General features: G+C 63.1%; 14 protein-coding genes. 6 read left to right on the forward strand and 8 right to left on the reverse strand.

Annotated features, from left to right (window positions below):
• The first annotated feature begins 8 nt into the window (after window positions 1-8).
• From DyAD56_RS00570 to DyAD56_RS00580, 3 genes are all read left to right on the forward strand, one after another.
• Complete coding sequence (locus DyAD56_RS00570; protein WP_102300798.1) at window positions 9-911, forward strand: methyltransferase domain-containing protein; 903 nt, start codon at window positions 9-11, stop codon at window positions 909-911.
• A gap of 97 nt (window positions 912-1008) precedes the next feature.
• Window positions 1009-2766, forward strand: a complete 1758-nt coding sequence (locus DyAD56_RS00575; protein ID WP_102300799.1) for an outer membrane protein assembly factor — start codon at window positions 1009-1011, stop codon at window positions 2764-2766.
• Between the two features lie 11 nt (window positions 2767-2777).
• Entirely contained in the window at window positions 2778-6569 is a 3792-nt protein-coding gene (locus DyAD56_RS00580) for a translocation/assembly module TamB domain-containing protein (protein WP_102301078.1), read from the forward strand.
• A gap of 37 nt (window positions 6570-6606) precedes the next feature.
• Here the strand turns inward: DyAD56_RS00580 and DyAD56_RS00585 are convergent, their stop codons facing one another.
• Entirely contained in the window at window positions 6607-7527 is a 921-nt protein-coding gene (locus DyAD56_RS00585; RefSeq protein ID WP_102300800.1) for a 2OG-Fe(II) oxygenase, read from the reverse strand.
• A gap of 176 nt (window positions 7528-7703) precedes the next feature.
• Between DyAD56_RS00585 and DyAD56_RS00590 the strand changes: the two genes are divergently transcribed.
• A complete protein-coding gene (locus DyAD56_RS00590) occupies window positions 7704-9782 on the forward strand; it encodes a M13 family metallopeptidase (RefSeq protein WP_102300801.1) in 2079 nt (692 codons plus the stop codon).
• Between the two features lie 105 nt (window positions 9783-9887).
• Here the strand turns inward: DyAD56_RS00590 and DyAD56_RS00595 are convergent, their stop codons facing one another.
• The 7 genes from DyAD56_RS00595 to DyAD56_RS00625 all read right to left on the reverse strand — a co-directional run bounded on the left by DyAD56_RS00595 (window position 9888) and on the right by DyAD56_RS00625 (window position 18683).
• Window positions 9888-10355, reverse strand: coding sequence for a GNAT family N-acetyltransferase (locus tag DyAD56_RS00595; protein ID WP_233202232.1), 468 nt, complete (start codon window positions 10353-10355; stop codon window positions 9888-9890).
• A gap of 86 nt (window positions 10356-10441) precedes the next feature.
• On the reverse strand, window positions 10442-11794 hold the full coding sequence (gene murD / locus DyAD56_RS00600; protein ID WP_102301080.1) for a UDP-N-acetylmuramoyl-L-alanine--D-glutamate ligase: 1353 nt from the start codon (window positions 11792-11794) through the stop codon (window positions 10442-10444).
• Window positions 11795-11808: 14 nt separating this feature from the next.
• Window positions 11809-13152: a UDP-N-acetyl-alpha-D-muramoyl-L-alanyl-L-glutamate epimerase gene (murL, locus tag DyAD56_RS00605; RefSeq protein ID WP_102300802.1), complete on the reverse strand. Its 1344-nt coding sequence runs from the start codon at window positions 13150-13152 to the stop codon at window positions 11809-11811.
• Window positions 13149-13550: an endonuclease domain-containing protein gene (locus DyAD56_RS00610; protein ID WP_102300803.1), complete on the reverse strand. Its 402-nt coding sequence runs from the start codon at window positions 13548-13550 to the stop codon at window positions 13149-13151. Before DyAD56_RS00610 ends, murL begins: the two co-directional genes overlap by 4 nt.
• A gap of 89 nt (window positions 13551-13639) precedes the next feature.
• The gene (locus tag DyAD56_RS00615; protein ID WP_255409177.1) at window positions 13640-16258 is read right to left on the reverse strand and encodes a bifunctional aspartate kinase/diaminopimelate decarboxylase; all 2619 of its coding nucleotides are present in this window, start codon (window positions 16256-16258) and stop codon (window positions 13640-13642) included.
• Between the two features lie 168 nt (window positions 16259-16426).
• A complete protein-coding gene (locus tag DyAD56_RS00620; protein WP_102300805.1) occupies window positions 16427-17941 on the reverse strand; it encodes a fumarate hydratase in 1515 nt (504 codons plus the stop codon).
• Between the two features lie 127 nt (window positions 17942-18068).
• Entirely contained in the window at window positions 18069-18683 is a 615-nt protein-coding gene (locus DyAD56_RS00625; protein ID WP_102300806.1) for an outer membrane beta-barrel protein, read from the reverse strand.
• Window positions 18684-19156: 473 nt separating this feature from the next.
• On the opposite strand from DyAD56_RS00625, the gene DyAD56_RS00630 reads away from it, so the two are divergent.
• A complete protein-coding gene (locus tag DyAD56_RS00630; protein WP_102300807.1) occupies window positions 19157-21082 on the forward strand; it encodes a S53 family peptidase in 1926 nt (641 codons plus the stop codon).
• Window positions 21083-21219: 137 nt separating this feature from the next.
• Window positions 21220-22545 carry an amino acid permease gene (locus tag DyAD56_RS00635; protein ID WP_102301081.1) on the forward strand — a complete coding sequence of 442 codons (1326 nt, stop codon included), beginning with the start codon at window positions 21220-21222 and terminating at the stop codon, window positions 22543-22545.
• Window positions 22546-22566 lie beyond the last annotated feature (21 nt).

Raw genomic sequence — 22566 nt, forward strand, 5'->3', positions numbered from 1 at the left:
CCGGGATCATGGAATCTCATGACCACGAATGGAATGCAGTAATGGCTACGGTACGGTGGTTCGAAGGAAAGAATGAGTTTGCTGATGCCGCACAACAAGTTCAGGCCGACATCACCCGCGCAGCCCATCTGCTACGCAATGAACTGAGCTATCAGGGTTTCTGCACAGCTTGCAATACAGGCACCACCTTCACCGGCGATTCACACCACAACCTACGGGAAGGGCTGAAATGCAGGCATTGCCGCATGACTACGCGACAGCGTCTGGTGCTTTCCTCCATGCTCGCATGCGCCGCCCGGTCTGGTTCCACGCGTCACTGCACGGGCGCGCTGCTCGAAAAGACAACGCTGCTATACCGGCGCGCACACGCGTTGATACCCGGGTTGCAGGGCTCGGAGTATCTCGGCGAAGACCGTAGAAGCGGGCGCCGCTACGCATGGTCCACACATTGGTGGCGCTGGCGAATCACACGGCACGAATCCATCACAACCATGTCCTATGCCAGCGACTCACTCGATCTGCTTGGTCACAGCGACGTACTAGAGCACGTTTACGACACTCCAGCCGCATTGCTCGAATCAGCACGCGTGCTTAAGCCCGGCGGTGTCATGTTATTCACCATCCCCTTCTTCATGGAGCAGGAGCAATCCGTGCTTCGCGGCCGGCCGACTGCTTCGGGTGACATCGAGCATCTATACCCTCCCGAATACCATGGCGATGGATTGCGACATGGCGGCATCTATACGTTCCACCATTTCGGGTGGGACATACTGGAGCAGATCCGCAACGCCGGCTTCAGCCGTGCAGAAATAGGCTTCTGTCACGATCCGAACGAAGGCTTCTGCGCCGACGCGCCAGAGCAGCCTGAATCCTGGCGCATGCTTCCGCTCATCTTCAGGGCCACTCGCTGAGGCGGCGTTGATAGATCCCAGACATTTCACCTGATAGATACTCTGCACGGCCCTGTCCGCACGACGGACAATGAGACAAGGACGCTCCAAACGACACATGCAGATAACCAGACGCCTTCTCGCACTGCTCCTGTTCATACCGGTGCTCGCGCATGCCGGTGTACAACTGGTGGTGGACGGCGTGGACGACCCGCTCAAACTCGCGGTGAGCTCGGGCGTCGATATCTCGCAGTACGCCAATCGCGACGTGACCGAGGCGCAGGTGCGCCGCCTGTACGAGCAATCGCTCGACCAGGCCAAGACGGCACTGCAGCCCTACGGCTATTACGAAGCCAACGTGCAGGGCCAGCTCGACCCGGTGGGTGAGAACTGGCGCGTTACGTTGCATGTCTCACCCGGAACGCCGGTGACGGTGACGACGGTGAACATCAAGCTCGACCCGGTCGCAGCGAAGATCCCGGCCATCCGCCGTGCTCAGCGCGCCATCGAGAACCTCAAGGGCCAGACGCTTAACGACGGCGAGTACGACTCCTCGCGCGATGCACTCAGCGGAGCGCTCACTGCCAATGGCTTCCTTGACGCCAAGCTCGTCACTCATCGTGTGGAAGTGAATCGCGGCGAGCGCAGCGCTGTGATCCAGCTCGCGTGGGATGCCGGCTCGCGCTACAAGTTCGGCGACGTGCATTTCGACGGCTCGCAGTTCAAGGATGGCTTCCTGCAGCGCTACGTGCCTTTCAAGGCTGGCGACTACTTCGCGCAGGACAAGCTGTTGCAGCTTCAGCAGGCCTTGAACGGAGCGGATTACTTCTCCGTAGTGAACGTACTGCCCGACATCGATGACAAGAAGAACGGCGTAGTCGACGTAAAAGTGGAGCTGTCACCGGCCAAGCGCACCATCTACAGCGGCGGCCCGTTCATCGGCACCGACACCGGCGTCGGTGCACGCGCCAGCATGGAACGGCGTTGGGTGAACCGCAGCGGCCACAAGTGGAAGAACGAGATCATCCTTGCGCAGAAGCTCAAGACCGTGTCGACGCTGTACACGGTGCCCATGCCCGGCCCCAACCAGCGCAGCTTCAACTACGGCGCCACGTATCGCGACTCCAACACAGATACCTCCAAGTCCAAGACACTGGAGCTCGTGGCTAACGAAACGCGTGAATGGTACGGCTGGGTGCGCACTATCGGCGTGCACGCACTGGACGGCACGTTCACGGTGGGCCAAAAGGCCGGCGAATCGGACAGCACGCCGGGGCTCGAGCACGGTCGGAGCAACCTGTTCTATCCGGAGGCGACGCTGTCGCGCAAATCCGGCGACAACCCCATCTTCGTGCGCAACGGCTGGGCGCTGACCTTCACCGCCCGCAGCACCGTCGGTTCGCTGCTGTCCGATGCCAGCTTCAGCCAGGTCATCGCCGACGGCAAATGGATCAACTCGTTCTGGGGCAACAACCGCCTCATCCTGCGCGCATCGGCCGGCGCCACCTGGACCAACAACTTCGATGACCTGCCGCCGCAATTGCGCTTCTTCGCCGGCGGTGACCGCTCAGTGCGCGGCTACGGCTACCAGAGCATCGGTCCCGAGAACTCCTATGGTCGCGTAATCGGCGGCAAAAACCTGCTGGTGGGCAGCACCGAGGTCGAACACTACTTCACCCGCCAATGGGGCATGGCAGCCTTCGTGGACGCGGGCAATGCGTTCAACGGTACCGACTATCGTCCGAAGATCGGCGCGGGCCTGGGCGTTCGCTGGCTCTCGCCCGTGGGTATGATCCGGGTGGATCTGGGCACGCCGGTGCACAACGCGGATGACCATGGCGTGGAACTGCACGTCGTGATCGGCCCGGATCTGTGAGCAACGATGTCATGACTGATACCGCAGCCGTCCCCACACCGCGCCCACGCCGCCGCTGGCTGCGCTGGACATTGCTGTCGCTACTCACACTGCTGCTGTTGCTGCTGGCCTTCTTCGCATGGTTGCTCGGTACCTCGTCGGGCCTGCGTTTCGCGCTGGCGCGCGCGGAGGGCTTTACCAACGGCCAGCTCAGCGTGCAATCAGCCGATGGACGTCTGGTCGGTCCGCTTGATCTCGCCGGCCTGCGCTACGCGGACGGCAAGGGATTGGACGTCAAGGTAGCCAAGGCCCATCTGGACTTGCGCGTGCCTGCCCTGCTGCGCAAGCGACTGCATGTGCTCGACCTCAACGTCGATGGCGTGGACGTTGCGTTGCCGCCAAGCGAGCCCGACCAGCCGGAAAACCAAAGCAGTTTCTCCTGGCAGCCCCCGCTCGACATGGTGCTCGACCGCGCGCACGTGGGTACGGTGAAGATCACGCAGGCGGGGCAACCCGTGTTCGCCTCCGATTCGCTCGACCTCGCTGGCAGTTGGACGAGCCGCAGCGGCATCGAATTGCGGCAACTCGCTTTGCGCGCGCCGGATGGGCATGCCGATCTCACCGGCAACATCGTCGTCGGCAGCACCTACCGCGGCGACAGCAAGGCCAGCTTCGCCTGGACAGCCGGCGGCACCGAGTATGCCGGCGAGCTGGTCGGGCACGGCGATGGCAAGCAGGCACACCTGGATCTTCAGCTCACGCTACCCATGCCCGCCCGCCTGCAGTTGGATATGGCCCAGGCTGGCGATTACGCGTGGAATGCAGCGCTTGACGCACCGCGCTTCGATCCCAAGCCGTTCCTCGGTGATAGCCCGCTCACGGGCCTGTCCGTCGCACTCACCGGCAAGGGTGATCGCCGCAGCGGCACCGTCACCGGACAACTGGGACTCAACGACTACCAAGTAAAACTGCAGCCGCTGAGCGCGCGCTTTAGCGACGACCTCAACACGCTGACACTGGACCAGCTCGGCATCGCCTCCCCGCAGTTCCAGGGCAGCGTCAACGCGCATGGCGTCGTGCAGCTCTCGGCCAAGCCGTTGAGCGCCGACCTTACGCTCGACTGGAAGGATGTCGTGCTTCCACAGGAGTTGGCGGGGCAACCCCTGATGAGCCATGGCACGCTCACCGCCAAGGGTTCAGCCGAGCAGTTCCATGCGGAAAGCGCGCTTGCACTGGGCCCGGAAGGAAAGCTCGCAGACGTCACACTCGATCTCGACGGTACGCAGAAGCTCATCAACCTGCATGCTTTGACCGTCAAGCAACCGCAGGGCGACTTGCAGGCCAAGGGCACGCTGACGCTGCAGCCGGCGTTGGGTTGGCAGCTCGAAGCCGTCGCCAACAAATTCGACCCCGGACATCTGCTGGCCAAGTGGAACGGTTCGCTGGATTTCGACATCGCCTCGCAAGGCACGCTACCGCAGGGCCATCCGGACGTCACACTGGAGATCCGCAAGCTCGACGGCCATCTGCGCGACCGCACCGTGCACGGCGACGGCAAGCTGCACTTGCCGCCCGAGGGCGTGGTGGATGGCAAGTTACATCTCGTTTCCGGCGGCAGTGATGCCCTTATCGATGCAAAGCCCGGCAAGGCGAACGACGTCACCATCAAGCTCGCGGTTGCTTCGTTGGGCGACTGGCTGCCGGAAGCAGCCGGCAAACTGCAGGGCACCATCCAGCTACGCGGCATCTACCCCAAGCTTGCCGTCGACACGAACCTGCAAGGCAACGCACTGAGCTATGCCGGCCAGCATGTGGAGACGCTTCACCTGCTCGCCAACGTGCCGGATATCAGCCATCCAGGCGGCAAGCTGGATCTACAGGCAGGCGGTGTCAACGCTGGCGGGCTGGCCTTCACGCAGGTCAGCGTGCGGGGTGACGGCACGGCGGAGCGGCACAACCTCACCTTGGCCGCGCATGGCTCGCCACTCTCCACTGATCTGGCGCTGAGCGGCGGCCTCAAGGGTTCGGCATGGAACGGCTCGTTGTCCACGCTCAACATCGATCTCGCTGGCCTGCCCCGCTGGCGACTGCAACAGTCAACGCAGCTCTCGTATAACGACGGCGCACTCAACCTGTCCGAGCTGTGCCTCACTGCCGGCGAGCCGCTGCTGTGCGCCGCTGCCAAGCAGGACAAGGCCGGCAATCTCGATGCCAGCTATCGGCTGCACGGCCTGCCCATTGCGTTGATCATGAGCGCGGTGAGCACCAGCAAAGTGCCCATGCGCGTGGAGGGTTCGCTCGACGGCAACGGCAGCATTCGCCGCAATACGGCGGGCGCGCTCACAGGCAACGCATCGATCACTTCGCCCCACGGCTCTGTCGCCTACGCTGACCGCACTGACCAGCCGCTCGTCACTTACGACAATCTGGCACTCACCGCTCAGCTCAGTCCGTCCAGCCAGCAGATCGAACTGCACGCAGGACTGACCAACACGGGTCGCGTGGACGGCAACGTCACCATCAGCGGCGCGCAGAAATCGCTCGGCGGTCACGTCGGCATCCATGTGAGCAATCTTCGCCTGCTGGAGATCTTCACCACCGAAGTGGTGAACCCCAAGGGCGCTATGAACGGCGACTTCAATCTCGCCGGCACACTGTCTGCTCCCGCCATCAGCGGCCAGGCCAACCTGACGGATTTCGCGGCAGAGATCCCCGCGATGGGGCTGAAACTGAGCCAGGGGCACGTGAGTATCGGCACCACCGATGCACAGCATTTCCGCATCGACGGCACGCTGCATTCCGGTGACGGCAGCGTTGCGCTGGCGGGTACGGCGTCGCTTGGCGCGGACGCGCAGAGCGTGCTGACCGTCAAGGGCAGCAACTTCCGGGCGGTCGACATTCCTGCCGCGAAGGTCGCGATCTCTCCAGATCTCGCGGTAACTCACAACGACAAGGGTCTGGACATCACTGGCAGCGTCGCGCTCGACAATGCCGACGTGAATCTCGACAAGCTACCCGGCGCGGGAGCTACCAAGGCCTCGCCCGACGTGGTGGTGGTGGACGACAAGCAGCCGCAGGAAGCCGCCAGCCAGATGCCGCTTTCCGCCACGGTGACAGTCAACCTAGGCAACAAGACCCACCTCGTAGGCATGGGGCTCGACGGTCGCCTGCAAGGCCAACTGGTGGTCAGTGAACGCCCCGGCCGCGCAACCACCGGCCAGGGCCAGATCGACGTGAGTGGCACCTATAAAGCGTACGGGCAGAACCTGCAGATCGATCGCGGCCAGCTGCTGTTCGCCAGCACGCCCATCGACAACCCCGGCCTGAACATCCGCGCGATTCGCAAGCTCAACCCCAACGCCACCATCGACGACGGTCAACAGGTTGGCCTCAATATCGCAGGCACGGCGCAACGACCGGTGCTCACGGTGTTCTCGCAGCCGCCGATGGAACAGTCCGATGCCCTCTCCTACCTCATCACTGGCAAGCCGCTGTCACAGGTAAAGGGTGGCGAAGGCAACATGGTGGGCGCGGCGGCACAAGCGTTGGGTTCGGCTACCGGCAACCTGCTCGCCAAGAGCATCGGCTCGCGCTTGGGTCTGGACGATGTCGGCGTCAGCAGCAGCGATGCGCTCAACGGCAGCTCCGCCTTCACGATGGGCAAATACCTCTCGCCGCGTCTGTACATCAGCTATGGCGTGGGCCTGTTCGATCCAGGCCAGGTCATTACCCTGCGCTACCACTTCAACGCGCGCTGGAATTTCGAGGCGCAGAGCGCAACGGACTTCAATCGTGCGTCGCTCAACTACCGCATCGAGCGCTGAGTCCATCGGAGCAAGGGAGGCACCGTCCCCCCCGGAATCAGCGGCGATAGCGCACGTACAAGCGCTTGAGCAGATACAGCAAGTGACCGCCAAAGCCTTGGTCCTGAGCCTGCAAAAGCTTCGAGTTCTCTGCGTAGAGCCCTCGCAATTGTTCGTCGCGTTGTGCAATCAGCAGCTTGAGCGTCGACACGTCGGAGTCAGCTAGCGTATGGCCCGGCAGCAGGTGCTCTGGCAACTGCGCGTTGACATAGTGCGTGGTGTGGCGGCCCGCTGTTTCCAAAGCAGGGCGTTCAGCGCTGTAGAAGTACAAAGCGATCGATTTGCGGCTGAGGTCACGCCTGTCCTCCGGCAGGAGGATCGTGTCAAAGCCATGCCAGCTATGTTCGTTGGTCTCGAAGATCACGCAACGATTGAACAACGGCGCCACGCGAACCAGGGGTGCAGGGTCCGCATAGGGATCGCGGTAAAGATCAAACATGCCGCCCCAGCTCTCGTCCCATTCGTGATTGAGGTACACGATGAGATTGAGCCGGCGATGCCAGCGTTCACTGGGGTGATAGTTGAAATCGATATGCGCCTGCAGACCCTGCCCATGACGATTCTCATGCGTCCCGCCGCCAAGATAGAACGGGTCGTAGATCAGGTCTGGGATAGCCGTGATATTGCCGACAAAATCAAGAAACTGGCGTGTCTGGATCACCTCGTCGAGGCGCCGGTAGGCGTCCCCGAGGCCACGCACGCGGTCCATCGTGGATTTTCCGCCGGGGCGACCGTCGTCGCCCACATAGTTTCCCTGTTCGAAATCGGGAAACTGGGTCAGCAGGGCTTCCACAAACGCAGGCTCGAGGAAGTCGTCGATGATCACATGACGAAACGGCTCTGCCGACGCAAAAGCATCTCGCCACTGCGCCACTTGCGCGAGCACGTGCGAATTTACGATCGAACCGGAGTTCGCCATGAGCGGCCTTCCTTGGCTGGTGTCAGGGCCTAGCAGGCCCAGGGGGAACGCAAAGAATAACCCATCACCAGCAAGTTCTTGCAGGGCTGGAAACTCCATTCCTAGGCCAAAGGTCATGCCCTGCCAGGTGCCCGTTGGGACTATCGTTGTTATTTTCCCCACCCAGGAGACCGCCCATGCGGCAACTTCGTTGGATTTTCACGGCGGCTGCCATGGCCACCACCTGCGCCGCAGCGGGCACGGCGACCCAGCCGGCCCCGGCCCACACGGCGGCGCGCAGCGCCAGCGGCATCGACTTGGCTGGCATCGACCACAGCGTGTTGCCGGGCAATGACTTCGACAACTACGCCAGCGGCAACTGGAAGAAGACGGCAGAGATTCCTGCCGACCGTTCCAGCACGGGCATCTTTCTGGAAGTGTTCCAGAAGGCCGAGAAGCGCAACGCTGACCTGATCCAGGCGGCGGGCAAGAGCAAGCCGGCAGCGGGCAGCAACGAGCGCAAGATTGCCGATTACTACGCTGCGTTTATGGACGAAGGCACTATCGAGAAGCGCGGCCTCGAACCGCTGCAGCCCGAACTGAAGGCCATCGACGCCATCAACAGCAAGGCCGACCTCGCCCGCGTGCTGGGTGATGGCCTGCGTGCCGACGTGGATCCGGTGAATGCCACCAACTTCCACACCGAGCACCTGTTTGGCCTGTTCATCTCGCACGGCCTGCAAGACGCCTCGCGCAACATCCCGTACCTGTTGCAGGGCGGTCTGGGCATGCCCACGCGCGACTATTACCTGTCCGACGACAAGGCGATGGTGGAAACGCGCGGCAAGTACCAGGCATACATCACTGCCCTGCTGAAGCAGGCAGGCGTGGCCGATGCCGACGCGAAGGCCAAGACCATCCTCGATCTCGAAACCAAGATCGCCAAGGCCCAGGTCGATATCGTCGACAGCCAGGACATCCACAAGGCAAACAACCCGTGGGCGCTGGCCTCGTTCGCCAAGAACGCGCCGGGCCTGGACTGGGCCGCCTACTTCAAGGCAGCCGGCCTCGATCAGCAGAAGATCGTCGACGTATGGCAGGTGCCGGCCATCAAGGCACTCTCCGCGCTGACCGCCAGCGAGCCGCTGCAGGCATGGAAGGATTACCTCACCTTCCACGAACTCAACGAGAGCGCGTCGCTGCTACCCAAGGCGTATGCCGATCTCAGCTTCGGCTTCTACGGCCAGACCCTGTCCGGTACGCCCAAGCAACGTGATCGCTGGAAGCGCGCCGTGGCCAGCACCAACGGCGCACTGGGCGACGCGGTCGGCCAGATCTACGTGAAGGAGTACTTCCCCGCCTCGTCCAAGCAGCAGGTCGAGCAGATGGTGAAGAACATCCTCGCCGCGTTCGACGAGCGTGTGGACCGTCTCGATTGGATGACGCCGGCCACCCGCCAGAAGGCCAAGGCCAAGATCGCCAGCATCCGAGTGAGTGTGGGCTACCCGGAAACATGGCGTGATTACACCAAGCTCGACATCCGCGCCGATGACGCACTGGGCAATCAGCAGCGCGCCGAAAAGTACGAGTACGACCATCAGCTCGCCAAGCTCGGCCAGCCCGTGGATCGCGGCGAATGGTGGATGACACCGCAGACGGTCAACGCCGTGAACCTGCCGCTGCAGAATGCGCTGAACTTCCCCGCGGCCATCCTCGAAGCACCGTTCTTCGATCCGAAGGCCGACGCCGCAGCGAACTACGGTTCCATCGGTGCAGTGATCGGACACGAGATCAGCCACAGCTTCGATAACCTCGGCGCCGAGTTCGACGCGCAGGGCAATCTGGCCAACTGGTGGACGCCGGAAGACCAAGCGCACTTCAAGGCCGCCGGCGACAAGCTGGTCGCGCAGTACAACGCGTATGAGGCATTGCCGGGCCTGCATGTGAACGGCCAGCAGACGCTGGGCGAGAACATCGCCGACGTATCGGGCCTGACCGTCGCGTACATCGCCTATCACAAGTCCCTTGGCGGCAAGCCGGCTCCGGTAGTCGACGGCCTGACCGGCGACCAGCGCTTCTTCCTCGCCTTCGGCCAGAGCTGGCGCGAGAAGGTCCGCGACGCCGCCATGCGCCAGCGCGTGATCGGCAACGAGCATTCGCCGGGCCGCTTCCGCGCGCAGACCGTGCGTAATCTCGACGGCTGGTACGACGCATTCCAGCCCAAGCCGGGTGAAACGTTGTACCTCGCACCGACGGATCGCGTGAAGATCTGGTAACAGGTTATCGGCACGACGAAAACGAAAAGCCACGCTTCGCAAGAAGCGTGGCTTTTTTGTAACTCCGAATACGTGACGTCCTGTGTGGGAGCGGCTCCGGTCCCGCTAGCTACGCTGGATCACCCGTGTCATGAACACGCTGTACGCGTCCTCCACGTAATCCCCGAACGGTCCGCAATACGTGAAGCCGAACCGCGCATACAACTGCCTCGCCGGTTCAAAGGCAGCAGGCGAGCCGGTTTCCAGACTCAGGCGTTGATAGCCGCGCTGCGCGGCTTCATCGAGGATGTGCTGCAACATCACGGCAGCCACGCCCTTGCGGCGATGCCGGTACGACGTTCGCATGGATTTGATCTCGCCATGCGTGGGATCGAGTTCACGGATGGCGCCGCAGCCCATCAGGCCGCCGTCCTGCCAGATCGTCCAGAAGGTGATTTCCGGTCGACGGAGCCTATCCAGATCGAGCGCGTGAATGCTTTCCGGTGGCGAGTATTCGGCCATCTCATCAAGATGTTCTTGCAACAGGGCCGCCACTTCACGGCTCGTCAGGTCATCTCGTCGGATCTCGAGCACGTGGTCAGCTCCGCGCAGTTTGTGCAGGTCATTTCATATTTCATCGGTTCAAGCGCATGGTGCCCGGCCACGCACGTCCAACCCACTCAGCTCACACCGAGCCCTTCGATGCCAACGATCTCATGCGCATCAAAACCAGCCATCTCAGCGAAATGGCGACCGCGATCGGCATAGTCGTGGAACTGGTCGAAGCTGGGAGCACCGGGTGACAACAAGATGGTTCCCCCGGCAGGCGTCAATGCCCGTGCGCGTGCAACGGCCGCTGCAAGATCGCTTACCTCTTCCACTGCCACAGCGGCCTCACGCAACGCTCGCGCGATGCGCGGACCATTGGCGCCTTGCGCCAGGAGTGCATGCGGCGCTTGCCCCTTCATCGCCGTAACGAACTCGCTCCAGTCCAGCCCACGATCATGCCCGCCCACGATGAGGGTCACGGCCTGTCCCTTCAGGCTATCTAGTGCAGCCAGTGCGGCCTGGGGCATGGTGCTGATGGAGTCGTTGATCCAGTGGAAACCGTCGTGTTCACCCAGCGGTTGCAATCGATGCGGCAACGGGCGGAAGGTCGCAAGCGACGGTGCGGCTTGTAGTGCATCGAAGCCCATGGTTTCCAGCGCTGCGAGCGCCGCACAGGCGTTGAGTGCGTTGTGCTCGCCCGGCGCGCGCAGCTTAGCTATATCGAACACGCGCTGCGCGCCGCGGCGAATGAAACCGTCCGCAACATGCCAGCCCTCTGGATTGCCGAACACGACGCGATGGGGATGACTCGATGTGCGCTCGAGCAGCGCCGGTTGCGTGGTATTGACCAACAACTGCTTCGATACGTCGGTGAGCTTGAGCTTGTCTTCGATGTAGCGCTCACGCGTACCGTGCCAGTCGAGGTGTTCTTCGTAGAGGCTGGTGATGACACCGAGCTCCACCGGACCGGCCTCGCCTGTCTGAAAACTCGACAGCTCGATAGCCCAGAGATCGGCGGACTCATCGACCAATTCCAGCAGTGGCATGCCGATATTGCCCGCCAGCGCGGTACGCACGCCTAGGCTGCGGGCGAGATGCGCAAGCAGGGCCGTCGTCGTGCTCTTGCCCTTGGTGCCCGTCACGGCGACGACGCGCGCGTCCGGCTTCTCCGCGAACCATAGGGCGGTTCCCGACGTCACGCGAATGCCCGCCTCGCGCGCGGCCAGCAGTGCGGGCTTGTACGCCGAAATGCCAGGGGACTTCACCACCACGTCGAACACGGCGAGGGCCGCCGCGTCGGGCTCTTCACCGCGCACCGTCAGCGTCGCATCGAACGCCTTCGCTGCAGCGACTTCCGCATCACTGCAGAACAACGTCAGCGGCAACGCGGGGAGACGTGAGCGAATGGCGGCGATAGCCGCCTTGCCCTCGCGCCCGAATCCCCAGATCGCCACTCGCTTGCCGGCGAGATCGGCGATACGCAACGGCGACGAATGGGTCACGCGAAGAACACCAGCGCCGATTGTAGACGCGTGGGAATGCGTTGTTCAGTGGATGGCTCCAGCCACGGCTCCAGCGCCAACTCGCTCACGTCGAGCTGCGGAAGGATGTCACGGATGAAACGTGCCACCAGCGTATCTTCCTGCCATTCCGAACGCTGGCTCAGTGCATACATCGCCGCACGCGCTTCTGCGCCCTCGCCCACGCACTCGAACGGCTTGTGGTTCTGATACTCGAGCAACGCATCGAAACCGGGCGCGAGGTTCTCGTCGTCCAGCAGGTTGCGGCCGAAGATCGACAGCAGGCGCGGCTTGGCAAGGAATGGCGCCAGCGCCAGGAACACGAAGTGGCACTTCGGGCACTGACCGCACCAGCGATCCGCCGGCTTGGGGCCAAGAATCTTGAAGTTGCGGTTGCAGCTGGAGAACACGTCGAAATACGGCGTCAGCTTCGAGAACGCGCGGGTCACGGCTAGTTCGGAGAACGGACGCAGCAGGGAGCAGTAATCGAGATCGGCCGCGACGTGCTGGTGCAGCCAGTCACTGAGCAACTGCTCGAAGGTGTAGCCCTTGCTCCATTGGTGGTTCACCTGCTGGCCTTCGTATTCCAACGTGGCGGCGGAAGCGGAACGCTCGTTGGCGAAAGCAATGCTGTCGAAACCGTAGAGGATCGCCGCCACCGCGAGGATGGCGGAATTGACCGCCGTCACCGGGATATGGCCGTTCCACGCGCCAAGGCGATTGAGCTCGAACAGGCCGGGCGCCAGTTCGCGCTGGATGTTGAGCATGGGCAGACCGGTGCGCTCGGCACAGGCGGCGATCAGCGGCGAATTGCCGACCCATACGGCCGTCGCGTCACCGCTGATGGACTTGATCGCTTCCACCGCGGCCAGCGAATCCTTGCCGCCGCCGATGGGCACCAGCGTGCGATGCGGCAGACCCAGTGCCTTGGCCTCGGGCTGCACTGCACCGCCGCGCGGGAAATTGATCCGACCACGCAGGTCCAGCCCGTTGCGATACGCAAACTCGGCGAGGCCATGCAGATACAGCGCATCGAGCAGGTCAGCCGTGGCGTCATCGAGCGGACCACTGGCCACGTCGATGCGCGGCGGCACACCGGCCTTGTAGTAGCTCACGCCCGCGATCAGGTGAAGCAGCTTCAGCGCCTGGTCGAACGCGGCCTGATGGCTGACCGGCAGCGCGGGTGCGTTCGGAAAACGCACGCGCTCGATCAGCTCCTCGTCGTGGTCGAAGGCATACACCAGCTCAGCCACGCCGTCGGCGTAGCTGCACCGCACGAAGCGGAATACCTGGGTCAGGCGGGGGTTGATGTTAGTGGTCACGCCTCAGTCTCCATTGCATGCTCCCTCTCCCCTCCGGGGAGAGGGTCGGGGTGAGGGGTCGGGCTGGCCAAAGCCTCCAGAATCGCCTCGAGCACGCTATCAGTGTTCTTTAGTACGTCATTGTTCCAGAAACGCAGTACGCGATAACCCATCCCGGATAGCTTTTTCGATCGTGCGTCGTCATAAGCCATCTGATCGCCATGCTGCCCACCGTCCAACTCCACAATCAGGCCCGCATCCGGACACAAAAAATCGACGATGTACTGGTCAATCTGATGTTGGCGGCGAAATTTCCAGCCTTGCAAACGACGATTACGCAGACGATGCCAGAGCAACTGCTCCGCGTCTGTTTGACCGACCCGCAAGCTTCGGGCGCGATCCAGATTCATACGCTTCATCCGTAAGCGTCCCAGTTTTATACGTCGCCGCGAGCACCCGCCCCTGACCCCAACCCTCTCCCCGGAGGGGAGAGGGAGAAAAGCGAGGCTCACTCCAGGATGATCTCTTCCGCCTCATCCCGCAGGTTGTACGGCGAGGACATCACCTTGCCGTACGCGCCCGCCTGTGCCACGAGTACGACGTCGCCTTCCTGCGGCTCCGGCAGGCGGCGGTCGGTGCCCAGCACGTCGCCGCTTTCGCAGATCGGGCCAACCACCTGGAACAGCGAGGTGGCGGGCTCGTCCAGGCGCGTGAGGTTCACGATCTCGTGCCAGGCCTCGTACAGCGCGGGGCGGATCAGGCTGTTCATGCCGGTATCCACGCCGAGGTAGCGGATCTGGCCGTTACCTTTGCCCTTGGTCTGGGTGACCTTGGTGATCAGCACGCCGGCATCGGCCACGAGGTAACGACCGGGCTCCATCCACAGCTTGTAGTGCGGATAGGCCGCCTTGACCTCGCGCAGCACTTTGTCGAGTGCTCCGATATCGAGCCGCGCCTCGCCCGGATGCGACGGCACGCCAAGGCCACCGCCGATATCCAGGAAAGTCACACTGCCGATGCGTTCGGCCAGACTGGCCAGCTGACCGTAGACCTCACCCCAATGCGCGTCATCGAGGATGCCCGAGCCAAGGTGCGCATGCAGACCGCGCACGGTAACACCGTGCGTATCGGCAAGGCGCAGGAACGCGTCCAGCTGTTCCACCGGCAGGCCAAACTTGCTGCCACTGCCGCCTGTGCGCACCTTCTCGTGATGGCCCAGACCGCGACCGAGGTCGAGTCGAAGCACCACTTCCTTGCCGCGGAAAAGCTCGCCCCACTGTTCCAACTGATAGAGCGAATCCAGTGACAGCGTGGCGCGCGTGGTGAGTGCCCACGCGTAATCGTCCTTCGGTGCAAAGTTGGGCGTGAACAACAGTGGTGCCGACTCGGGCACTACGGCCATGACGGCTTTCAGTTCGCCCGGCGACACGCACTCAAAGCCAAAGCCCTCTTCCGCCAACGCCTTAAGAATGGCCGGATGCGTATTGGCCTTCACCGCGTAGTGCAGACGATCCACGGCGTCCAGCGTCTTCAATTCACGCGCCTGCTGGCGAACGGTGGGCAGGTAGTAAACGTAACGCGGCGTGGCTCCCGCGCCGATCTTCAGCAGATCGGCACGACGCTCTTCGCGCCACCACGACGCAGCCGGCGGCAATACCTCGCCGGTGCCATACAGCGCCTGCCAGCTTGGACCGAACAGGGCGCTGTCATCGGTACGCAGTGCGCCCGCCGTGATCAGCAACTCGTGCAGATGCGGCAACAGTTCGTCGACCACATTCTCATCCACCACGAAGGTGAGATTGAGGTTGTTGGACGACTGCGAAATCATGTGCACGCGCAGCTGGCCGAACTCGGCCAACACGGCAGACAGCGTATGCAGCATCGAACGCATGCCGCGACCGACCAGCGTGATCGCCGCGCACGGCGCGATCACCTTCACCCGACACACCTTGGCCAGGTCGCTGGCCAATGCGGCGAGCGCATCGGAATCGAGCAGGTTTTCGGTGGGGTCCAGCGACACCGTTACGTTGGTCTCGGCCGAGCCGATCATGTCTACCGACAGGCCGTGTTGCTTGAACTGCGCAAACACGTCAGCAAGGAAACCGACCTGCTGCCACATGCCCACCGATTCCATCGACACCAGCGTGATGCCCTTGCGCGCACTGATCGCCTTGACGCTGGGTGCATGCTCACGCACTTCCGGGCCGATCAGCGTGCCTTCCAGCTCAGGCCGGTTGGTATCCTTGATCAACAACGGGACACGTGGCTCGCGCAGTGGCGAAAGGCAACGCGGATGCAGCACCTTGGCGCCAGTGGAGGCGATTTCCTGGGCCTCTTCGTAATCCAGTCGCTGTAGCAGGCGGGCGCTGGGCACCTGGCGGGGGTTGGCGGTGAACATGCCCGCCACGTCGGTCCAGATTTCCACGCGCTGCGCCTTCAGCAACGCGCCGAAGTACGAGGCCGAGGTATCCGAACCGCCGCGGCCGAGCAGCACCGTGCGCCCCTGCGATTCACGCGCGATGAAGCCCTGGGTGATGAAGACATCGCCCAGCGCGGCGAGGCGCGCGTTCAGTGCCGGATCCGGTTTGGCCTCGACCATGGCGGAGAGCAGCTTGGTGCGCTCGTTCTGGTTGGGCAGCGCAATCGCCGAGAGGCAATCGCGCGCGTCCACCCACTGCGTGCTCAAGCCGCTGTGGGAAAGGAACGCCGCGCCGAGCGCGCTGGACATCAGCTCACCGTGCGCCTGCACCAGCGCCGACCAGGCCAGTTCGCCGAGCAGCGAGGGGCCTTCGTTGGCCAGCTTTGCCAGCTCGGAAAGCCGAGCACCGAGGGTATCCGGAACCGCCAGCTGCATGTGATCGAGCAGGTCGTAATGACGCTGTGCGATCACCTTGGCAGCCTCGATGCGTTTGCCCTTGTCTTCCTGCGCGCACATTTGTTTGAGTGCGTCGGTGATGCCGGTGAGCGCGGACACCACCACCAGCACGCGGGCGCCTTCGGCGCGGCGGCTGGCAACGAGCTCACGGATGTTCTGCCAGCGTGGCAGGGTAGCGACACTGGTGCCGCCAAACTTCATCACGATCCAGGATGCGTCAGCAGGAAGCGACGCGGGGCTTTGCGGGTTCACGAGTACCTACGTTGGTGGTTGGGGAAAACAATCTGGCCAGTGTTGCGCCGCAGCAGGCGGAATGCAACCGCTGCGCCGCGATGGGCGTTTGGATGGCTAAATGCGGATGCGTATGGGATAGCACGAATAGCTCCCTCTCCCCGGAGGGGAGAAGGAGAAGTGTGGTTCTTACGCGACAACCACAGGGATTTTGCCAATACGAGCCTGCCATTCCTTCGGGCCCGTCTGGTGCACGGAGGTGCCAGCCGAGTCGACCGCCACAGTCACCGGCATGTCCTGCACTTCGAACTCATAGATGGCTTCCATGCCCAGGTCGGCAAAGCCCACGACACGCGAGGCCTTGATCGCCTTGGACACAAGATAGGCGGCGCCACCCACAGCCATCAAATACACCGACTGGTGCTTCTTGATCGCCTCGATGGCGGCCGGGCCGCGCTCGGCCTTGCCGACCATGCCCAGCAGGCCGGTCTGCGCCAGCACCTGCTCGGTGAACTTGTCCATGCGGGTGGCCGTGGTCGGGCCGGCCGGACCAACCACTTCGTCACGCACGGGATCAACCGGGCCGACGTAGTAGATGAAGCGGTTCTTGAAGTCGACCGGCAGCGGCTCGCCCTTGTTGAGCATGTCGACCATGCGCTTATGCGCGGCGTCGCGGCCGGTGAGCAGCTTGCCGTTGAGCAGCAGCACCTCGCCCGGCTTCCAGCTCGCGACGTCCTCGCGGGTGACGGTGTCGAGGTTCACGCGACGACCCTTGCTCGAGTCATACGTGAGCTTCGGCCAATGTTCCAGCGACGGCGGATCCAGTGCGACCGGGCCCGAACCATCCAGCGTGAAGTGCGCATGGCGGGTGGCGGCGCAATTGGGGATCATCGCCACCGGCAGATTGGCCGCGTGAGTCGGGTAATCCTTGATCTTGATGTCAAGCACGGTGGTCAGGCCACCCAGGCCCTGCGCGCCGATGCCCAGCGCATTGACCTTCTCGTACAGCTCGATGCGCAGCTCTTCCGCGCGATTCTGCGGGCCGCGGGCGATCAGCTCCTGGATGTCGATATGTTCCATCAACGATTCCTTGGCCAGCAGCATCGCCTTTTCGGCGGTGCCGCCGATGCCAATACCCAGCATGCCCGGCGGGCACCAGCCAGCGCCCATGGTCGGCACGGTCTTGAGCACCCAGTCCACGATGGAGTCGGACGGGTTGAGCATGGCGAACTTGGACTTGGCTTCCGAACCGCCGCCCTTGGCGGCGACGATCACTTCGACGGTGTCGCCCGGCACGATGGAGACGTTGATGACGGCCGGCGTGTTGTCCTTGGTATTGGTGCGCTTGCCGGCCGGATCGGCCAGCACGCTGGCGCGCAGCTTGTTGTCCGGGTCGTTGTAGGCGCGGCGCACGCCCTCGTTGACCATATCGTCCAGCGACATGGTGGCGTCCCAGCGGACGTTCATGCCGACCTTGAGGAAGACGGTGACGATGCCGGTGTCCTGGCAGAGCGGACGGTGGCCTTCGGCGGCCATGCGCGAATTGATCAGGATCTGCGCCATCGCGTCCTTGGCCGCCGGCGACTCCTCGCGCTCGTAGGCGGCGGCGAGGTTGGTGATGTAGTCGACGGGGTGGTAGTAGCTGATGTACTGCAGGGCGTCCGCTACGGACTGGATCAGGTCGTCTTGCTTGATGGTGGTCATGGCGATGGCTTCGACTCCGGGGAAACGGGGCGTCGAAAACAGGGCTGTCCACGACGCACAACCCTTTTATTGTGCCGCAAATGGCTCTCCGGCCCAAAAAGACGGCCGCTCACGCGGCCGCCCGAGGTTAGAAGCGAAACTCAGCAGTAGCCGAATACGTATTAACGTGCGCGTCCGAGTACCTGCCGCCCAGGTCGTAATAGTCGTAGCCCACTCCCAGGCTCCAGGACTTGGAGAAGTTGTAGCCCGCGCCCACACCCACATACCCGCGGGTGTCTGTCTGGGAGTAGCGCGCCCCGCTGAAACCCGTGGAGTCGACCGTACCGGTGGTCTTGGCCCGGAACCAACCACCGCGCGCCGACAGGTACCAGGACGATCCAAAGTTGTACTTGAGGTTGCCACCGAGCAACCAGCCCTTAGTGGACAACGACTGGCGATAGTTGGCCTGTGCCGGCGAGCCGTTGACATCCAGGTAGCTATAACTCCCGTGCGCTGTCACTTCGCCCAGATTGGCGTACCCCGTCTCTACCCCGTAATCGAGTGCACCGGCGTGCCAAAGGTAGCCAAAACGCAACGCGCCCTGGGTGTCCGTGTTGTCCCGATGACCACCACTCCACCCGGAAACGCTGTAGTTGGATTGACCGGCACTTCCGTTGACGAAGAATTGCCCGTCCTGCGCTTCTGCCAAAACCGGGACAACGGTGAAGACCACGGCAGCCGCGGCTAACTTGATGCTTTTCATGAACGACTCTTCCTTGTGCAATGGGTTGGGCGCGCCTGTGGCGCACAACGGCGCAGATTGTTGCGTCTCAGCCCCGTCGATTCGAAGGACTTCACGATATCGGGCTAGTTCCTGACAGACCAGGGCTTGACGTTAGCTACGATTCAGACACGCAGATGCCCCTTCGGCTTCAAACGGGCGTTCTTTCCGGCTAAGACAGGCATATAGGCCAAAAGGTGTAGGCGCATTTTTTTGCGGCTCACATTGAGCTGCCGTGCGGCTTTCGCCAATTCCTACGAATCGCTGGACACTTCACGGAATGACGTCGACGGCGCTAAGTTCGAAACGCCAGTGCGGATGTATTTCCAGGGGGCGCACTGGGTTTTGGGGAGTCCAATGTCGTCCGTCTATGGCCATGCCGAAAAGCGTGCCGACGCACAGGGCCGTCGTCACAGCGCCGCGGTCAGGGCCCTTTCCACCCTGGAGAAAACACAATGCTCTCGACGTTGCAACGCAAGTCGCTCGCAGCCTCTCTCGGCTTACTGTTCTTCGGCGGCGCCACCTCAGTGGCGATGGCCGCGGGCAATTCGCCATCAGCAGACCTTGGACCCAGCAACACGAACGAGACGGTCAACGTCACGCTTGTGCTGGGACTTCGCAATCAGGACGCGTTAGAGAATTTCGTCTACAGCACGGTCACCCAGGGTAATCCTTCCTTCCGCCGCTTCCTCACCACGGCGCAGTTCGCGGACCGCTTCGGCGCGTCGGCCGACGACATCGCCAAGGTGCAGGCATTCGCCAAGCAGCAAGGTTTGCAGCAGGTGGAACTGCTGCCCAACCATTTGGCCATCAAGGTGAGCGGCACGGTTGGCCAGTTCAATAAGGCCTTCCAGACGTCTATTCACGATTATCGCAATGCCGATGGCACCACGTTCCATCGACCGAACGCCACGCCAACGCTGCCCTCGTCCCTGTCGAGCACGCTGATCGTCGCTTCCGGCCTCAGCACCGAGGCGCGTTATCACTCGCGTCGCGTGTCGGCGTTCAAGCCGTCGGCTCCCGCTTCCGCCTCCACCATGAGCCCCATGGCCAGGACGGCCGCGGCCACCGCGCCAGCGACGACACCCTGCACCGGCAACCCGACGGCGACCTGCACACCCGGCTCGTTTACCGTGGGTGATGTGGCCAACCGCTACAACATCAACCCGCTCTACAAGGCGGGCGTGAACGGCAAGGGCTCCACCATCGGTATCGCCACGCTGGCGGATTTCGTGCCGGCCGACGCGTATACGTACTGGAGCACCATCGGGCTCCCGGTCAAACCCAACCGCATTACCCAGGTACACGTGGACGGCGGCGGCGTGCTCGGCTCCGCTGCGGGCTCGGGCGAAACCTCGCTGGACGTGGAACAGTCAGGCGGCCTGGCGCCGTGGGCGGACATCATCGTCTATGACGCACCAAACACCAGCGCCGGTTTCTTCGACGTGTTCAATCAGGCCGTGTCCGATAACAAGGTCGATAGCCTGTCGGTGAGCTGGGGTGAGCCGGAGATCTTCTACTTCCCGCAGTTGAATGGCGGCGTGGATTACACCGACGAGCTGCGCGCCTTCCACCAAGTGTTCCTGGAAGCGGCCGCACAGGGCATCTCGATGTTCGCCACAGCGGGCGATTCCGGCGCCTACGACACCGTGCGCGCCCTGGGTGGCCTGCCGACCGACGCCGTACCGCCGCCGCTGACGGCGGACGCACCAGGCTCCGATCCGCTCATCACCACGGCTGGTGGCACCACCGTGCCCTTCACCTATAGCTTCAGCGGCGGCCCCAAGGCCACGCTCGACAAGGAGCGCATCTGGGGTTGGGATTACATCGTCAGCTACTTCAAGACCAACTTCGGTGCGGATATCACCAGCGAAGTGTTCTCGACGGGCGGCGGTGGCGGTGTGAGCGTGTTCTGGTCGCGACCGCGCTACCAGGCATTTACCTCGGGCATCCGCAAGAGCGAGAAGCAGCAGACCCTGTACCAGCCGGCCAACGGCTTCAACTACACGCTGCCGGCGAACTTCAAAGGTCGCAACGTACCGGACATCTCGCTCAATGCCGATCCGGAAACGGGCTACAGCTTCGTGTCGTCGACGGATGGCAGCGGCCTGCTGACCGGCGAAGGTGGCACCAGCTTCGTGGCGCCGCAGCTCAACGGCATCAGTGCTCTGCTGAAGCAGGCAACGTACGGCCGCGTCGGTCTGTGGAATCCGCAAATCTACGCATTCCAGAACATCTTCAGCTACGGACCGTTCTCGCCCTTCAATGACATCAAGGCGGGCGACAACTGGTTCTACCAGGGCGTACCTGGGTACGAGCCTGGCGCGGGCATCGGCACGCTCAACGTGACTAACCTGGCGCTATTCCTCACAGTGTTTTGATCGTGGGTGTGTAACTCGCACTGGAAGGGCCGGCCTCGCGCCGGCCCTTTCGTTTCCGGCCTCTAAAAGGCCTTCAGGGCTTGCTGCCGGCGCCCCCAGTTGCCATGCTCGCCGCACTTTCCTGCAGCGAAGCATCCATGAGCGACACCTCGACGTCCGGCGGCTACGTCCGTCGTCTCCGCCCGTGGGATGCAGCCCTGATCGTGGTCGGTGGACTGATCGGCGGCGGCATCTTCCTGAATCCCTATATCGCCGCAGGGCGCACGGAATCCGGCTTGGCTCTGCTGCTGGTGTGGGTGGGCGCTGGCGTGCTGACCCTTATCGGCGCCCTGTGTTACGCCGAACTGGGTGCCCGTCGCCCCCATGCGGGCGGCAGCTACGTCTACCTGCGTGAGGCCTTCGGGCCGTTGGCCGGGTTCCTGTTCGGCTGGACCATGCTGCTGGTGATCTATTCGGGCTCCAGCGCGGCGGTGGCCACCATCTTCGCCAGCTATGCCGCCGCGGTATTCGGGTTGCCGACCAGCATGATCACGCCGCTGGCCGCAGGCGCTCTGGCTTTCGTGGCGTTGATCAATCTGTTCGGCCTGAAGCTCGGCGCACAAGTACATAACCTGTTCACTGTGCTGAAGCTGCTGGCTGTCGCAGCGCTGGTGGTGTGCGGGCTATTCCTCGCCGGTGCCGGCAGTAAGGATGTACTGGCCCCGGATCCTGCATTCGCCGGCGTCGGTTTCATGGGTGCAGCCCTGCCGGTGCTGTTTGCGTATTCGGGCTTCACTTACCTCAACAATCTGGCGGGTGAAGTGGCCGAACCCCAGCGCACCCTGCCCCGGGCGCTCTTTATCGGCATGGTGCTGGTGATCACCGCATATGCGCTGGTGAACCTCGCCTACCTCGCCGTACTTGGCCATGACGGTCTCGCCGCCAGCCACACCCCGGCAGCCGACGTGATGCAGCGCGTGTTCGGCAGCATGGGCGCCAAGGTCATGGCCATCGGCATTGCGATTTCCACGCTCGGCTTCTGCAACATCACCCTGGTATCCGGTGCACGCGTGCTGCAGGTGATGGGCGACGATGGTCTGTTCTTCCGCAGCGTCGCGCGCCTGCACCCGGTGCACCGCACGCCCAACGTCGCCCTGTTGCTGCTCTCGGGCTGGGCCATCGTGCTGGTGCTGTCCGGCAGCTACGGCCAACTGCTCGATTACGCCACCTTTGGCGACTGGCTCGCCTGCGCGGTGGGTGTCGCCACGCTGTTCTGGTATCGCCGGCGCGAGGGTAACCAGGCCAGTTTCCGCGTGCCCGGCTACCCGGTGCTTCCGCTGATCTTCATCGGCACAGTGGGCCTGGTGGTGGTACAGAGCCTGCAGAACAGCCCCAAAAACACCGGTATCGGCCTGTTGATCATGGCCGCGGGCATCCCGGTCTACCTGGTGTGGCGACGCCTGTTCAGCCGGGCTGCCTCCTAAGGACCGCGCTGCAATGCCACA

The sequence above is a fragment of the Dyella sp. AD56 genome, assembly GCF_002878475.1.
Lineage (GTDB): Bacteria > Pseudomonadota > Gammaproteobacteria > Xanthomonadales > Rhodanobacteraceae > Dyella.

Excerpts from the sequence above, each read along its gene's own strand:
- DyAD56_RS00570 (WP_102300798.1), top strand. The coding sequence starts at position 9 with ATGGAATCTCATGACCACGAATGGAATGCAGTAATGGCTACGGTACGG.
- DyAD56_RS00575 (WP_102300799.1), top strand. The coding sequence starts at position 1,009 with ATGCAGATAACCAGACGCCTTCTCGCACTGCTCCTGTTCATACCGGTG.
- DyAD56_RS00580 (WP_102301078.1), top strand. The coding sequence starts at position 2,778 with ATGACTGATACCGCAGCCGTCCCCACACCGCGCCCACGCCGCCGCTGG.
- DyAD56_RS00585 (WP_102300800.1), bottom strand. The coding sequence starts at position 7,527 with ATGGCGAACTCCGGTTCGATCGTAAATTCGCACGTGCTCGCGCAAGTG.
- DyAD56_RS00590 (WP_102300801.1), top strand. The coding sequence starts at position 7,704 with ATGCGGCAACTTCGTTGGATTTTCACGGCGGCTGCCATGGCCACCACC.
- DyAD56_RS00610 (WP_102300803.1), bottom strand. The coding sequence starts at position 13,550 with ATGAAGCGTATGAATCTGGATCGCGCCCGAAGCTTGCGGGTCGGTCAA.
- DyAD56_RS00620 (WP_102300805.1), bottom strand. The coding sequence starts at position 17,941 with ATGACCACCATCAAGCAAGACGACCTGATCCAGTCCGTAGCGGACGCC.
- DyAD56_RS00625 (WP_102300806.1), bottom strand. The coding sequence starts at position 18,683 with ATGAAAAGCATCAAGTTAGCCGCGGCTGCCGTGGTCTTCACCGTTGTC.
- DyAD56_RS00630 (WP_102300807.1), top strand. The coding sequence starts at position 19,157 with ATGCTCTCGACGTTGCAACGCAAGTCGCTCGCAGCCTCTCTCGGCTTA.
- DyAD56_RS00635 (WP_102301081.1), top strand. The coding sequence starts at position 21,220 with ATGAGCGACACCTCGACGTCCGGCGGCTACGTCCGTCGTCTCCGCCCG.